This window comes from Smaragdicoccus niigatensis DSM 44881 = NBRC 103563 (genome assembly GCF_000380645.1).
GTDB lineage: Bacteria > Actinomycetota > Actinomycetes > Mycobacteriales > Mycobacteriaceae > Smaragdicoccus > Smaragdicoccus niigatensis.
Map to the genome: position 1 here is coordinate 265,486 of NZ_AQXZ01000018.1, position 14,508 is coordinate 279,993.

A 14,508-nucleotide genomic window follows, 5' to 3' on the forward strand; every position below is an offset into this window, starting at 1 on the left:
TCTGTAGCTCCCTTCACACCAGGCGATCGATGATCTGCTTGGCGTACTCCCAGTTGCGTTTGTTGTCGTGGTAGAGATCGCGGCCCAATGCGGTGACGCTGTAGTACTTCCGCCGGCCGCCCTGGGATTCGTCACCCCAGTACGAGGTGATGAAGCCGTCCTTCTCGAGTCGCTTGAGACTCGAATACAAGGTCGCCTCCTTCAACTCGTAGAGCTGGTCGGAGTTGTCGAATACGAGCTTGGTGATCTCGTAGCCGTACTTGTCGCCATCCGTCAGCAGCCTCAGGACGATCGTGTCCGTATGTCCGCGGAGTAGGTCCGCGGAGAGTTTCCTGTCTGCCATGCAATACAACATATGTCGGAGTACCTCGCCTGTCAAGGTACTAGAACAGTCCTGGTGTTGTGAGCCGCGAGACAGTGCGATCATGAGCATGGAAACGCTTCGATCCCGGGACGGCTTATGCAGACAGACCCGACGTTCGTTCTCATTCACGGTGCCTCCCACGGTGGCTGGTGCTGGAGACACGTTGCGGATCTTCTTCGTCACCACGGGTGCGTCGTCGTCACGCCGACGTTGACGGGACTGGGCGAACGCGAACACCTGATCGCGTCCGCGACTATGGACACGCAGATTCGGGATGTCGTCGGCGTCATCGAATGCGAAGAGCTGAACGACGTCATCCTCGTCGGCCACAGCTTTGGTGGGCTGACCGCGATCGGCGTCGCGGATCGCATTCCCGAGCGCCTCCGCCAGGTGGTCTTCCTGGACAGCCTGCTCGTCGACCACGGCAAGTCGGTGTTCGACACCTTGCCGATCGATGTCGTGGAGACGAGAAGAGCGGAGTCAGAAATCCACCTCGGCGTGCGATGCATGCGAATCCCGCCACCCGAGGCGTATGGCGTGACGGATCCCGACGATGCCGCGTGGTTGAGCCGCCGGCTCACGCCGCACCCCATCGCGCTCTACGAAGAGAAGATGCCGTGGTTGCATCCCATAGGGAACGGGCTGCCGTGCACGTACATCTCGCTGTGCGATCCCGCCTACTCCACGATCGACGCCAGCCGGGACTACGCGCGTGGCCGGTCGGATTGGACGTGGCTCGAACTTCCCAGCGGTCATGACGCGATGATCATCGACCCAGTGCTTGTCGCCGAAGCACTGCAGGCGTTGGTCAGGTGAGGATCTCCACTGTGGATGCTCCGCGCAGCACCGCGACCTGTTCGGCTTCCGCCTGAAGTTGGTCGATCTGTAGTGCCGTCAGCGCCTCGAAGGTTTCCAGCGTCAAGGTCAGTCGAGTTCCGGTCTTGCGCGGTCGCCAGGTACCCACGATCCGTCCGTCTGCCAGGACGGTTCCGGGGGCACCGAGGTGCTTCCACACCTCGCGATGGTGGGCTTTGTCGACGATGGTGTCGCGGTCCCGCAACTGGGTGTAGGGATCACCAGGTGGCAGAAGCCGAACACCGCCAGGCACGGTTGACTGCCCGAGCAACGCAACGTCGTCCGCGAGCATCCACGTGCGATTCCCGTTGAACGAGACCGGCGAAAGCTCGTCGTCGATCGCGCTCCACCACGCGTCGACGTCACCGACGTATACCCCGACCCACGCCGCGAAGTCCTTGCGCGTCGACGGTCCGTAGCAGTGCAGATAGCGGCGCAGGAGTTCGGATCGCACGTTGTCGATGGGTGTCAATGGTCCGCCCAACCACTCGTCGACGAGGACGAAAGGCGCCTTGTTGTCGGTGCGACGAGCGAAGCAGACGATGCCGTGCAGCGTCAGAATCCGCAGGCAGAAATGCACAATGGCCTCGCCGAGCGGTTGATCTTTGGCGTACGGGCCCTCTGTGTTCCAGGCCGCGCAGGTCTTCGTCGGCAGCCGGTCCGCCACGCGCTCTGCCACGTCCCGGCCGAGTTCGTTGATCGCCAAATGCCGTCCGTGCAGCGCCTCCCGCACGATGGGGGAGATCAGTGCGACCACCTCGTCAAGCCCGAGGTCGACCTGCTTGAGTGCCTGCTCGACGCCGAGGATCAGATGAAGCCGCGCCGACTCGGTGGCGGGTAGAACTCCCGTTGTGAAGACCGAAGCGTCGACCGTGGGGAAGTAGTACGGCGCGCCGCGCAGGCTCCAGGTCTGCAGCAGGGTCTTCTCGTCCACGAGCCGATCGATGACCTCGACCCGGGCATTCAGAGCGAGTAGCGCCGACCCCGGCGAGCTGTTCTGAATTCCGCAGGCGCCCAGCATTTCTGCCACGTCGGAAGCCGGTCGTCGCGCGAGCAGATGATGCGCCCGCAAGCGGAACGCGATCACGTCACCGGTCTGTACCTCGATCACGGAACTCCCGCGAGCTCCCGTACAGCCACGGCAGCGGGCACCACCGACTGGATCCGCAACGCCGTCTCGCCGGCATAGAGCGCGGTCGCGTCGACCAGTCGTTCCGGCATTCCGGCGAGGGGAGCGGCAGGTCCGAAGAACGGGATCGCGGGAGTCTGGGTCATCGCAAACCGGTCGGCGATGGTCATCGGCAGATGCCGCATTCCGCTCGTCAGCGACGCGAGACGCCGGATTGCCCGCGGTCCATGCGGGTCGTCGCGACACCACCGGTCAGTTGCCGCGTTGGGAATGACGCGGTGGCGCATCGGCCATCCCATGCTGAACAACATCGTCTCGAAGGTCCGGTCCGCGGCGATGACTCGTTGTTTGTACGCCTCGTGAGCTCCGCACTCGGCTGTGAGCAGGAAGCGCGTTCCCGCGACCACCGCAGCAGCACCGGCCTCGAGGGCCTGGCGGGAGTCGGCTGCGGTCGCGATTCCGCCGGCGACCAGCAGATCATTCGAACGGGTTGCGTCGTGAATTCGGCGCAGGGCTTCCAATGCCGGCTCGACACCAACAAGGTGTCCGCCCGCCTCAATTCCCTGCACGACGAGTCCGTCCGCGCCACCAGCGAGGGCCTGCCGCGCCTCGTCGACAGTGCCGACCGTCGCGAGGACGCACGCCTGATCTTCCTGGAGTTGCTCGACCAGCCGGCTGTCGAAGCCACCGTGCAGAGTGACCACCCGTGCCTTCGACCTGGCGATCGCCTCGACATGCGCGCGCGTCGTGAAGGGCACCAGAAGGTTGGCTGCGATCGGCCGTCCACCCGATTGTTCGTACGCAAGGTCGAGTTCGTTTTCGAACTTCTTCGGCGGCAGAATTCCGACAGTCCCGAGGCCGCCGGCGGCAGAGACCGCGCCCGCCAACATGCCCGCTGCGATGCCACCACCCATGCCCGCCTGGACGACCGGGTGCTCGATTCCGATCCGATCAATGACGCCCACGATCCGAACGCTACGCCCGGGGACTTAGTGGTTGAGTGAGAACCATGACTGCGACCAACCGCCAGATCCTGTTGGCCTCCCGCCCCGAGGGCGAACCCTCGGTCGACAACTTTCGGCTGGTCGAGACACCGATACCCGCCCTCGCCGACGGCCAGGTCCTCGTCCGCAACCACTACCTGAGCCTCGACCCGTATATGCGGGGCCGGATGAACGACACCAAGAGCTACGCGGCGCCGCAGCCTCTCGACGAGGTCATGATCGGCGGCACCGTCGGTGAAGTCGTCGAGTCCAGGAGCGATCGCTTCGAGGTCGGCGACCACGTCGTCGGTATGGGCGGATGGCAGGAGTTTCAGGTCGCCGATGGCACACCGGGGCAGCTGCGCAAAGTCGATACAACCCACATCCCGCTGCAGGCGTATCTCGGTGCGGTCGGCATGCCGGGCATCACGGCGTGGTACGGACTCACCCAGATCATCGACCCGAAACCGGGGGAGACGGTCGTCGTCAGTGCGGCGAGTGGTGCCGTCGGCAGTGTCGTCGGACAACTCGCAAAAGAGCGCGGCGCGCGCGTGGTCGGGTTGGCCGGTGGTCCGGAGAAGTGTCGATTCGTCGTCAGCGAACTCGGGTTCGACGTCTGCATCGACTACCGGGAACACCCCGACGCGCGATCGCTTTCCGCTGCCTTGAAGACCGCCTGCCCGAACGGCATCGACGGCTACTTCGAGAATGTCGGCGGCATCATCCTCGACGCGGTGATGCTGCGCTCCAACGCCTTCAGCCGGATCGCCATGTGCGGGATGATCGCGGGTTACAACGGCGAACCGACGCCGATGCAGATCCCGGCGCTGATTCTCATCAACCGGATGACCATCCGCGGATTCATCGTGTCGGAGCACATGGAGTTCTGGCCCGAGGCACTGACCGAGCTGGGGTCGTTGTACGCCGCCGGCCGACTGCGGTACCGCGAAAGCATTGCCCAGGGCCTGGACAGCGCTCCGGAGGCCTTTCTCGGCCTACTCAAGGGCCGGAACTTCGGCAAACAGCTGGTCAAGCTGACCTAATGCCCATCCTCCCCAAGGACCGCGACCCGCGGCTGATCACCATTCGACGCGGCGGATCACTGACCGACGAACATCACCGTCTCCTCGCGGAGTGGGCGTTCGTGTGCACCGAACACGTTCTCCACCTGTTCGAGCAGACGCAACCCAACGACTCCCGTCCGCGAGATGCGATCGTTTTGGGTCGTGCCTGGGTCCGCGGTGAGGCGACGTGGCAGGAAGCGCGCCAAGCCGCTTTCGGGTCGAATGCGGCGGCGAAGGGTGTGCCGGATCCGGCGAAATTCGCCGCGCTGTCCGCGGGCCAGGCCGCGGCCGTCGGTCACGTTGCTGCGCACGATCTCGGCGCTGCGGCGTATGCCATCCGGGCGGTGGTGGCTGCAGAAGGCGCGCAGGCGCGAATCCGCGAGCGCGACTGGCAGCGGGAACAAATTCCCGCGGCAGTTCAAGATCTCGTCCTCGACGACCAGCGGAACCGAAGTGCGATCTGCTGGAACGTATTCGACGACTGATCACGATCACTTAGTCAAACCATATACATTCCGGTTAACCTCGCTGCAACATATGCACCCGCCGCGGCGATACGCAGTCGTATCGGTCTTCCGCGTTTGACCGTAAGCCCGTCTTGGCTCGAGAGGGTAAATGACAGCAGACCTGGCTGAGCTCGCCGTCGTACCCGAGTGGCGCACTCAGCCCGAATCACTTACTCCCGGGTTCCGGCCCGTACGTCGCTTCCGACTCCGGGTTCCGCTCCCGGCGATCATCGCCCTCGTCTACCTTTCCGCTGCGCTCTTCGTCTTGTGGCGGGTGTGGAAGGGCCTGCGTTCCAGCGTCCTGCCGGACAACCAGGACCAAGTGATGATGGAGTGGTTCTTCGCGTATGACGCGCACGTGCTCACGCACCTGCAGAACCCGTTCCTCACGACGCTGCAGAATTACCCGACCGGCTTCAACGGCATGGCGAACACACTGTTGCTCGGGCTGGGGATACCGCTCGCGCCCATCACTCTCGCCTTTGGCCCCACCGCGACATTCGCTCTCACGCTCACCCTCGGTATGGCTTCGACGGCTTTCGGCTGGTACTGGGTCTTCCAACGACATCTCCGGCTCCATCAGGTCGCCGCCGTGGTGGGTGGCGCGGTGTGCGGATTCGGGCCGGCCATCGTTTCCCATGCCCATGGCCATGTGAACTTCGTGTTCGGCGCGCTGCTGCCGTGGATCGCGATTCGCCTCATCCGCGCGGGCGCGACAAAGCGCCCATGGCGCGACGGTGTGTACCTCGGGCTGCTCGTTTCCTGGCAGATATTCATCGGCGAAGAACCCCTGTTGCTGTTCGCCTTCGGATGCGTCGTCTTCGGGCTCGGGCTGCTCGGCTTCGACTTCCGGCGCACGGTGACATGGGGACGGGGAGCGGTTCGTCCGATCATCACGGGCGTCGCCGTCACGCTGGTGCTTACCGGGGTGCCGATTTGGTGGCAATTCTTCGGCCCGCAGAGCTACCGCACGCTCGACCACACCGGCACCAGCAACGACCTGCTCGAGTTCGTCCAGTTCCCCGAGCATTCGGTCGGGAACCTGCTGTGGACCACCGAGCGACTCTCGACGAACCCGACCGAGCTGAGTGCGTATTACGGGCTCCTGCTGCCGGTTGTCATCGCCGCGATCGTCGTGATGTGGGGGAGGCCGCTCGTCCGCGCCGCCGCGCTGGCGATCGGAGTGATGCTGGTGCTGTCTCTCGGGCCGACACTGGACATTGCCGGCCATCACACCGGTATCCCGCTGCCCTGGGCCGCGCTGCGCGAGATTCCGCCCCTCAGCACGATCGTCGAGTTGCGGTTCGCGGGGGCTTGCCTGCCCCTGATCGCGATGCTCATCGCGATGGCCATCGACCGGATTCTGCGCAGCGAACACCGTGATGTCCGGATTCTCGGACTTGGGGCCCTGGCGGTCGCGCTCGTGCCGCTCGTCCCGACTCCGCTCGACGTCGTGCCCCGTCCGCCGGTTCCGGGCTTTATCTCGCACACCATGTGGCAGAAATACGTCCACGGCGGCAGCGTCGTTTTCGCACCGCTGCCTGGGCACAGTTATGCCGAACCACTGCGGTGGCAGGCCGTCGCCGACTTCGGTTTCCCGATGGCCAGCGGATACTTCGTCGGACCCAACGTCTGGGGAGTGGGCAGCCACTACCCCGATCCCAACTTCACGTCCGAACTGCTGAAGTCCGTGTACGAAACCGGCACCGTCCCGTCGATCACCGACGCTGACCGACTGGAATTCATCACCGATCTCCAGGACTGGGACGCGGACGTCGTCGTGTTGCCGCACACCGTGCGCGATAGGCAGATGTACGACGTGTTGACGGCACTCTTCAACCGGCCGGGTACCTATCTCGGGGACGTGTGGGTGTGGCAGTTCGACTTGAAGGGTGCGGCGACCGGGTAAGTCCAACTGGTCCGCGCTAACGTCGCAAATTTCCGCAGCGTGTAAACGGAACAGGTACCGTCAGCCATAGTGACATAGATCACTCCCACCATGGCTGTTGGAGGAACACGTGACCGGTGTTGTCGACGCACGCTTTGAAGCTTCGGAAAAGATCTCCACAACGCTCATCAAGGCGTCGCAGAAGCAGAGTTACAACCCCTGGGTCGACATCGACTGGGATGCACCTCTGGATCCCGACAAGTTCTACATCTCGCCCAACCGGGTCACGCTGTACGGCACGGACATGTGGGAAGAGATGTCCCGTGCGCAGCAGATCGAACTCAGCAAACACGAGACGGCGAGCATCGCCAGTGCCGGCGTGTTCTTCGAGATGATCCTCATGCAGATGGTCCTTCGCGCGATCTATGACCAGGACCCGCGGACCTCACACGTGCACTGGGCCCTCACCGAGATCGCCGATGAATGCCGGCACTCGATCATGTTCGGCAAGTACTGCGACAAAGTGGGAGTTTCGCCCCACCGCCACTCGGCGATGTTCAACGAACTCGGCCGGATCTTCAAGACGATCGCGTGGGGGCCGATGGCGTACGCCGGCATCCTCGTCGCCGAGGAGATACTCGACGAGGCGCAAAAAGAGATGATGATCGACGACTCGCTGCAGCCGCTCGTGCGCAAAGTCGCCCAGATTCACGTCACCGAAGAAGCGCGGCACATGCGCTTCGCGCGCGAGGAAATCACCGACATGGTGAAGGCGGGACTCAACCCCGCGGACAAACTCGCGCAGCAGACGATCTGTGCGGTGGTCGGCTACACGATCGTCCAGGCATTGGTCAGCCCGGGCGTGTATCCCGCGGTCGGCCTCGACCAGAAGCGTGCTCTGCAGGTTGCACGGAACAACCCGCACGTGCACGCCGCCCGCGCGGAGTGGGGCAAGAACCTCGTTGAATTCCTCCACGACAACGGCTTGATCGGTGGCCCGGCCGCCGGCCTGTGGCGCGCGTGCAATCTGATCACCGATGCCGATGTCGAGCGCGGTCTCATCGGCAAAGGTGTCGACGTGGGCACCTCGGCTGCAGTGCATGCGGCGCAGTCGGTGCTCAGCCAGATCCCCGGCGTGAGCCGCATCTTCGGTGGCACGTTCGCGGGAATCGGCTTTGGCCCCGGGCGGCAGCCGAAGGGGTCGTAACTAGTCGTTGTCGCGGAGTTCGGACAGGCGCCGGAATCCGCCGGAGAACGCGTAATACGCGCTCACCGCAACGAGCAGAAGCAGCACGATGAACACCGGCAGCCACGTTTCCCGGCTGTGGTCGAGGTCCCACCAGATGACCGTGAAGGTCACCGTGCAGACGAAGAGAACCGCATCCCGCCACGTCCCTTGATGTGAGACCGCGGCCTGCATGACCTCGCGATTCGCCTCGCTCACCTTGACGAGGTAGCGAATTCGCGCTTGGATGCTGCGTTCGAGCCCGGCCCGTAGCTCAGTGTCCTCGGGTGGAATCCGCTCGAGGATTTCCTGGTCCTGCCGGATCGTGACCCGGGACGCAGGTCCACCTGGGCGTTCCTTCCTCTCCCGCTTTTCGCCACCCGCCGTGACGCCGAGCAATGCCCCACCCAAGACGGGCACTGATCCGAGAAGGAGTTGGCCAAGAGTAGACATCGGTCTGCCTTCCTGCGGGCTTCTCTTGCAGCGCGCCGTCAGAGGTCGATGCGACTGAGCGTCCACTTGATGTTGGTGAGTTCAGGCATTTCCCGACCGTCGTCGACGCCGATCTCGTCCTTGATCAGACCTTCGAGCTTGGCACTGCAGGCGAGCACGAGGTCTTCGTTCTCGCCCTTCTTCGCCGCCAGATTGGTCATTTCCTTGGGGTCGTTCTCGAGGTCGTACAGTTCCAGGTCGTTGTGGGCGTAGAGGTCGTCGAGCGTCTTCGGCAGGTTGCGTTGGGTCGGCCCGAAGTACCGGGTGAACTTGTAGCGCCCGTCGAACATCGCGCGCAGGGTTCCGCGCTTGGAGAAGTCCACCTGGTAGCCGGACGCCTTCACGGCCTGCTTCGGATCCTGCTTGGCCGCCTTAGCCTCGGACACGATCCGGACGACCTCGCTGTCGTTCGTCGAAACGCAGCTGTAGGTGAACAGCACGCCGTCCCGCACGCTGTGCAACTCGGCAGTCCGGGGAATGCCCAGGGCATCGCTGAAATCCCGGCCGGGCAGATCCCGGCCCGCAAACTCGCTCCGCTGCTCCGGTGTCGCACCGGCGAGGGCGAGGATCGTCGGCACGAAGTCGATGTGGCCGGTGAGTGCTTTGCTTTCCTGACCGCCCTCGATGTCCGGGTGCACGATGTGCAGCGGTAGATGAATGTTCTCCTGGTAGGCGAACGGACCCTTGCCGCGGAGACCGTGCGAACCGCCCATTTCACCGTGATCCGACGTGAAGATGACGATGGTGTTCTCGGTCAGTGACAGCGCGTCGAGTTCGTCGAGCAGCAGTTCGAGCTGGCGGTCGACGTTGCGGATGCTGTTGAGGTAGAAGTCCCAGAATCGGTGCCAACGGGCTTCCTCGGGCGGCACGAGACCGAGGGTGTATCCCCACGACTTGAGGAACTCGTCGTGCGCGCGGGGCCGCCCCGCCTCATCCATCGGTTGCGTCAGGTTGTCCGGAAGCTTGACATCCCAGGTCTTCGAATAGACTGTGTTCTTCGGTGCGGGGGCGGCGTGCATCATGAGATTGCCGGTGTCCTGCACCCGCTCGCCTGGCGCGTCGGTGTTGAAGTACATGATGTCGTGCGGGTTCACGAGACTGACGAAAAGCGCCCACGGCTTGTCGTCGTCGGCCATCGGACGGCCCTTGTCGCGCAGCCACGACACCGCCGTGCCACCGATGATCGAGTCATACGTGTACCCGCCGAGCGTGTGTCCCACGACGTCACCTGGCCACGCGTAGTCGGAGAAGCCGTAGGCCTCCATCTCCTTGATCAGCAAGTGGTCGGGATTCGGCACATCGAAGTCGGCGTTGAGATGCCACTTGCCCTTGTAGGCGGTGTAGTACCCGGCCTTGCGCAGCATGTGGCCAATCGTCGGGATCGCCGGGTCCAGGTTCGGCACCCAGGGCAGGTCCGCGTTCTCGAACATCCCGTTGTCCGGAGTCTGCAACCCGGTCATGATCACCGAACGCGAGCTCGTGCACATGACTGCCGGTCCGTAGTGGTTGCAGAACGAAACGCCATCGCGCTGGAGCCGTTCGCGTCCGGGCAGCGACATTCCTGCGGGCCATTCGGAAAAGTAGCGTTCCTGGTCGGTGAACACGAACAAAATATTGTGTTTGGCTGACGCCTCGGAGCCATTTGAAGTCGTCATCGGAAGGCTCCTTCCAGGGTTATCGCATTTCCAACATTAAGTGGCCGCGACGGCACGTGACAATACGGCTGACCTTGGTATTTACGTCAATTCAAGTGGAACGTTGAACCACTTCAGGGAGGCACCTATTCCAGCGATTCAGTAACCGACAACCGAAACACCGGCACCAATTCGGAAGTTATTGATCAAGCTCTTTTGGACGGCGGCGCGCGAAATGTCAATCCGCCGACAAATTCCCGGACACTGAAATGATCGTCCCACCGCGCGATCTTTCCGTCGCGCAAGGTGAAGGTGCCTTGAACCGGGAACCCCGTGGACAGGCGCCCCATCGTCAGGTAATCGACGCGGTCGGTCTGGACGACGTTTCCGTCTGCCGAAATTGCCAGTATTTCGACGTCGAATCCGACTGGACCACGATCCAGCAACTTCAGGACCCCGGACGCCGCCCGCCCGCGAAGCGTGGGAAGGCGACTGTTGAGCCACTTGAGATCCTGGGTGGTCAGCGACAGCGCGGTCGCGACATCATCGACAGCAAGTGCATTCAGGAATGCGCGGACAACCTCAGTTGCGTCTGACTCAGTCACGTTTCGAACGTAGGCGATCCTGCGCCTCGGCGTAAGTACTCCAACGCCTTCGCTGCCGCGTTGGCCCCGCACATGCCGTGTGCACCCGGTCCGGGCGGCGTGGCAGCCGAGCAGATGTACCACCCGGGGACACCCAAGGTGTACGGCGACAACGTGATCCGCGGCCCGAACACCAGCTGACGAATGTCCTTGGCGCCCGTGAGAATGTCACCGCCGGCGAAGTTGGCGTTGTACGTGCCCATCTCGGTCGTCGAGCGCACGGTATGCCCGACGATTCGGTCCCGGAATCCCGGTGCGAACCGTTCGATCTGGTCGATGATCGCCGCGGTGGCGTCGCCGGTGTATCCGTTCGGCACGTGCGCGTACGACCACACCGGATGGACATTTCCGGCCGACCGAGATGGATCCGCCAGATACTGCTGGCCCACGAGAACGAACGGACGCTCCGGCATCCGGCCGACATGAATGTCACGTTCGGCCGCGGCGAGCTCGCGGTAGTCGCCGATGACGTGCACAGTCCCTGCGCGCCGGGCATCAGTGTTCGTCCACGGCACCCCACCCTCGACCGCGAAGTCGACTTTGAAGGCCCCCGGCCCGCGTCGGAATTTCGTGAATGCATCCGAGATACGACGGGGGAGTCGATCGCCCATGATGCGCGCGACCGCGGCCGGGTCGAGGTCGAACATCGTCACGTCCGATTCCGGCAGCTGGGCTGCGGACTCGACCCGGACCCCCGTTTGGATCTCCCCGCCAAGATCGCCAAGAAGGCGGGCCATGGCGTTGGTGATCGACTGAGAACCGCCGGTGGCGACCGCCCAACCATGCCGGTGACCAGCGGTGATGATGCCGAGGCCGATCGCCGAGGTGAGTGGGTAGTGCAGTGGACGGAAGGCGTGCGCGGCCACCCCGCCGAACAGTGCCCGGGCTTGCGGAGTGCGGAAGTACCGCGCCAGCGCGGACCCCGGCAACGCGGTCGGCGCACCGAACCGGGTCAGGGTCAGCGGGTGACGAGGTACGCGGACGAGTGGACCCATGATGTCTTCGGCGAGCGCGTCGAAGCGCTCCGACGGGCGACCGAAGAGTCGGCGCCAACGCTTGCCATCGCGGCCGAGGCCAGCGGCGGTTTCGTCGACCGAGCGGACCAGAACGCCCGCGGTGCCGTCATCGAGCGGGTGCACGCAGTCGACGTCCGGGAGTTTCCACGACAACCCGTACTTCTCGAGACCCAGGCTCTGCAGGAACGGCGAGCCGACGGCCAACGGATGGATCGCCGAGCAGTGGTCATGTAGCAGGCCCGGCACCAGCATTTCGCTGGTGCGGGTGCCGCCGCCGATCTCGGCAGCGGCCTCCAACACCGTGACCCGAATACCCTGCGCGGCAAGCACAACCGCGGACGCGAGACCGTTCGGTCCCGCGCCCACGACAGTTGCGGTGGTCATGCGGCCACCCTACGTGGCGTGCCCCAACCGCCCGAACGAGCGCGAACCGTGGACTGTCGGCATCCGCAACGACGAACCCCAACCGACATACGTCAGGTAGAGGCCGATGACGCCCACCAGAACGTACGTAGCGATCCACACGGGAGTCGCATCGACAAAGGACTTCGCGAAGTCGAAGTACGAGGCGGGAAATGCCATCAGAGCGAGACCCTTGAGTGCCGTGCTCCATCCCATGAGCGACACGATGATCGCCGGCGCACCGCGCCACGATGTGTGCAGCGCGATGACGATCAGTCCAGCGAGAAGCACGAACGCGCCGCCGAACCACGTCAGGCTGGAGTCGGCGGTGAATTGAGAGATCAAGTTCCGCAGGTCCGAGAAACGCGCAATTGCGACGGCCATGACGAGCACCAGGTAGGGGCCGATCACACGGGCGAACATCCGTGTCCTGGCGTCGATCGACTGTGAAGTCTTCATTGCTGCCTCCCCGAGACGGAGCGATCGGGCGGATAACTCGGCCCGTACTTCCATTTCATCTCTCGCCGACCGCATTCGCCAGTGACGAAAGTCGTGAGGCGAAAGGCCATATGTCGGCCCCAGCAACGTCGGAGCGCACGCTAACGTTCCCAAGGGTGAGGGGACACGCGATTGTTTACGGCCGTGACGCGCTCGCTCTTCGTATCGCCGACGAGCTTGGAAGTTCTGGTGTGCGCGTCGTCGCACTCGAGGGCGTCGAGGGACTCCGCGCAGCCGGTGTTTCGAAAGCGTCGGCCGTCGTCTGCGCCGGCACAGGTGATGCGCAGAACCTCGAAATCGCGCTCTTGGCTCGGCAACTCAACCCGAACGTGCGGGTCGTGACCCGCCTGGTGAATGACGTGATCCGCGAAGCCGTGGCACGCGGAAACGGTCCGGGCGCGGTGCTCGGTGTCGCCGATCTCGCAGCACCTTCGGTCGTAGAGGCATGCTTGCGACGTACGACCCACACTGTTGCGGCGGCGGGCGTGGACTTCGTGATCTCCGAAAGTCAGGTTTCCCGCGACGGCGTTCTTCGCGATGTCTTCGGCGATCTGGCTCCCGTCGCGGTGTTGGAGGGGGAGGCGTCACCGTCTCCGGGCAACGTCGTCGCGTGCCCGGGCCGCGACTTCGCAGTGCGACAGGGTGATCTGACCGCACTCATCGGAACCGCCGATGAGTTCGAGCCGTATGGCATCGCGCCGCCCGTCAGTGTCGTCCGCAGGCCTCGGCTGCGCTCGCCAACCTCCCGGCTGGTTTCCGGGCTGCGGGCGTTCCGCGAAGACGTGAACCCGACATTCTTCCGCGCCCTCGGGGTGGGCCTCACTCTGCTGGCCATCTCAACGGTGTTGCTGCGCTATGCGTACCAGCGACCGGGTATGGGCTTCGTCGACGCGCTGTACTTCTCCACCGAGACGATCGCAACGGTCGGCTACGGCGACTTCTCGTTCGTCGACCAGCCGGTATGGCTACGAATGTTCAGCATCTTCCTGATGTTCGCCGGCATCGCGACCACCGCCGTTGTCATGGCGTTCGTCGTCGACCTGCTGCTGTCGCGACGTGTCGCGCAGAACGCGGGACGACGGGCGGTACGCGACCTCACCCAGCACATCATCGTCGTCGGTATCGGTTCCTTCGGAATCCGTGTGGCGAAGGACCTCAAAGACGCGGGATACGACGTCGCGGTGATCGAGCGGTCGGAGAGCAATCGCTACCTGGCGACCGCAGCCGAGCTGGACATACCGATCATCTTCGGCGACGCGACCCTGCCGGCGACCTGGGACGCGGCGCGGATCGACGAGGCTCAGGCTGTCGCCGTTCTCACCCAGGACGACATGGTCAACATCGAGACCGGAATCGTGCTGCGCAACCGCTTGGGTTCCCGCTGGCCCGACGTCCCGGTCGTGATGCGAGTCTTCGACCGCGATCTCGGCTCTGCGGTCGCCAAACGATTCGGCTTCGACCATGTGCGGTCGACGGTCGACCTCGCGGCACCGTGGTTCATCGGCGCAGCCATGGGGCTCCGCGTCCTCGGCACGTTCTCGGTGGGACAGCAGTCGTTCACCGTGGGCGGTGTCTTCGTCGAGGAAGACAGCGAGTTGGACGGCCTGCGAATGGCCGATTTGTCCACCCAGACCAGGGTTTTCGCGATCGAGCGCAAAGCGATGCCGCTCCAGCTGCATCCGCGTCGGGATACTCGCCTTTCGGCGGGCGATACCGCGTACATCGTCGGCCCGTACCGAGAACTCCTCGCCACACTCCGTCAAGGGCGGGTTCGCGCCGAGGCGTGATGTTGGGCCAGCCTTTCCGTA

The 14,508-nt window shown here is 64.0% G+C and carries 14 protein-coding genes; 6 read left to right on the forward strand and 8 right to left on the reverse strand.

Going from position 1 to position 14,508, the window contains the following annotated elements:
- Window positions 1-13: 13 nt before the first annotated feature.
- Window positions 14-343, reverse strand: a complete 330-nt coding sequence (locus tag F600_RS0117430; protein ID WP_018161922.1) for a PadR family transcriptional regulator — start codon at window positions 341-343, stop codon at window positions 14-16.
- 117 nt (window positions 344-460) lie between these two features.
- Between F600_RS0117430 and F600_RS0117435 the strand changes: the two genes are divergently transcribed.
- Window positions 461-1,180: an alpha/beta fold hydrolase gene (locus F600_RS0117435; protein ID WP_018161923.1), complete on the forward strand. Its 720-nt coding sequence runs from the start codon at window positions 461-463 to the stop codon at window positions 1,178-1,180.
- Here the strand turns inward: F600_RS0117435 and F600_RS0117440 are convergent.
- Both F600_RS0117440 and F600_RS0117445 read right to left on the reverse strand, forming a co-directional pair.
- Complete coding sequence (locus F600_RS0117440) at window positions 1,173-2,330, reverse strand: winged helix DNA-binding domain-containing protein (RefSeq protein WP_018161924.1); 1,158 nt, start codon at window positions 2,328-2,330, stop codon at window positions 1,173-1,175. The two genes, F600_RS0117435 and F600_RS0117440, sit on opposite strands and share 8 nt — an antisense overlap.
- The gene (locus tag F600_RS0117445; RefSeq protein WP_018161925.1) at window positions 2,327-3,313 is read right to left on the reverse strand and encodes an NAD(P)H-dependent flavin oxidoreductase; all 987 of its coding nucleotides are present in this window, start codon (window positions 3,311-3,313) and stop codon (window positions 2,327-2,329) included. The genes F600_RS0117440 and F600_RS0117445 overlap by 4 nt, the downstream gene beginning before the upstream one ends.
- 44 nt (window positions 3,314-3,357) lie before the next feature.
- Here F600_RS0117445 and F600_RS0117450 point away from each other — a divergent pair, with 44 nt between their 5' ends.
- The 4 genes from F600_RS0117450 to F600_RS28780 all read left to right on the forward strand — a co-directional run bounded on the left by F600_RS0117450 (window position 3,358) and on the right by F600_RS28780 (window position 7,996).
- Window positions 3,358-4,374 (forward strand): NADP-dependent oxidoreductase, encoded by a 1,017-nt coding sequence (locus F600_RS0117450; RefSeq protein ID WP_018161926.1) that lies wholly within the window; start codon window positions 3,358-3,360, stop codon window positions 4,372-4,374.
- Window positions 4,374-4,880: a putative immunity protein gene (locus F600_RS0117455; RefSeq protein WP_018161927.1), complete on the forward strand. Its 507-nt coding sequence runs from the start codon at window positions 4,374-4,376 to the stop codon at window positions 4,878-4,880. Before F600_RS0117450 ends, F600_RS0117455 begins: the two co-directional genes overlap by 1 nt.
- Window positions 4,881-5,010: 130 nt before the next feature.
- A complete protein-coding gene (locus tag F600_RS0117460) occupies window positions 5,011-6,810 on the forward strand; it encodes a hypothetical protein (protein ID WP_018161928.1) in 1,800 nt (599 codons plus the stop codon).
- A gap of 109 nt (window positions 6,811-6,919) precedes the next feature.
- Entirely contained in the window at window positions 6,920-7,996 is a 1,077-nt protein-coding gene (locus tag F600_RS28780; protein WP_018161929.1) for an AurF N-oxygenase family protein, read from the forward strand.
- Here F600_RS28780 and F600_RS0117470 read toward each other — a convergent pair whose 3' ends face one another.
- The 5 genes from F600_RS0117470 to F600_RS0117490 all read right to left on the reverse strand — a co-directional run bounded on the left by F600_RS0117470 (window position 7,997) and on the right by F600_RS0117490 (window position 12,661).
- Window positions 7,997-8,467, reverse strand: a complete 471-nt coding sequence (locus tag F600_RS0117470; RefSeq protein WP_026306643.1) for a hypothetical protein — start codon at window positions 8,465-8,467, stop codon at window positions 7,997-7,999.
- A gap of 38 nt (window positions 8,468-8,505) precedes the next feature.
- The gene (locus F600_RS0117475; protein WP_081628903.1) at window positions 8,506-10,161 is read right to left on the reverse strand and encodes a sulfatase family protein; all 1,656 of its coding nucleotides are present in this window, start codon (window positions 10,159-10,161) and stop codon (window positions 8,506-8,508) included.
- A 185-nt stretch (window positions 10,162-10,346) separates the two neighbouring features.
- Window positions 10,347-10,745 (reverse strand): limonene-1,2-epoxide hydrolase family protein, encoded by a 399-nt coding sequence (locus F600_RS0117480; protein ID WP_018161932.1) that lies wholly within the window; start codon window positions 10,743-10,745, stop codon window positions 10,347-10,349.
- Window positions 10,742-12,184 carry a phytoene desaturase family protein gene (locus tag F600_RS0117485; protein WP_018161933.1) on the reverse strand — a complete coding sequence of 481 codons (1,443 nt, stop codon included), beginning with the start codon at window positions 12,182-12,184 and terminating at the stop codon, window positions 10,742-10,744. The genes F600_RS0117480 and F600_RS0117485 overlap by 4 nt, the downstream gene beginning before the upstream one ends.
- A gap of 9 nt (window positions 12,185-12,193) precedes the next feature.
- A complete protein-coding gene (locus tag F600_RS0117490) occupies window positions 12,194-12,661 on the reverse strand; it encodes a membrane protein (RefSeq protein ID WP_040631797.1) in 468 nt (155 codons plus the stop codon).
- Between the two features lie 155 nt (window positions 12,662-12,816).
- On the opposite strand from F600_RS0117490, the gene F600_RS28785 reads away from it, so the two are divergent.
- Entirely contained in the window at window positions 12,817-14,487 is a 1,671-nt protein-coding gene (locus tag F600_RS28785; RefSeq protein ID WP_040631800.1) for an NAD-binding protein, read from the forward strand.
- Window positions 14,488-14,508: the final 21 nt, after the last annotated feature.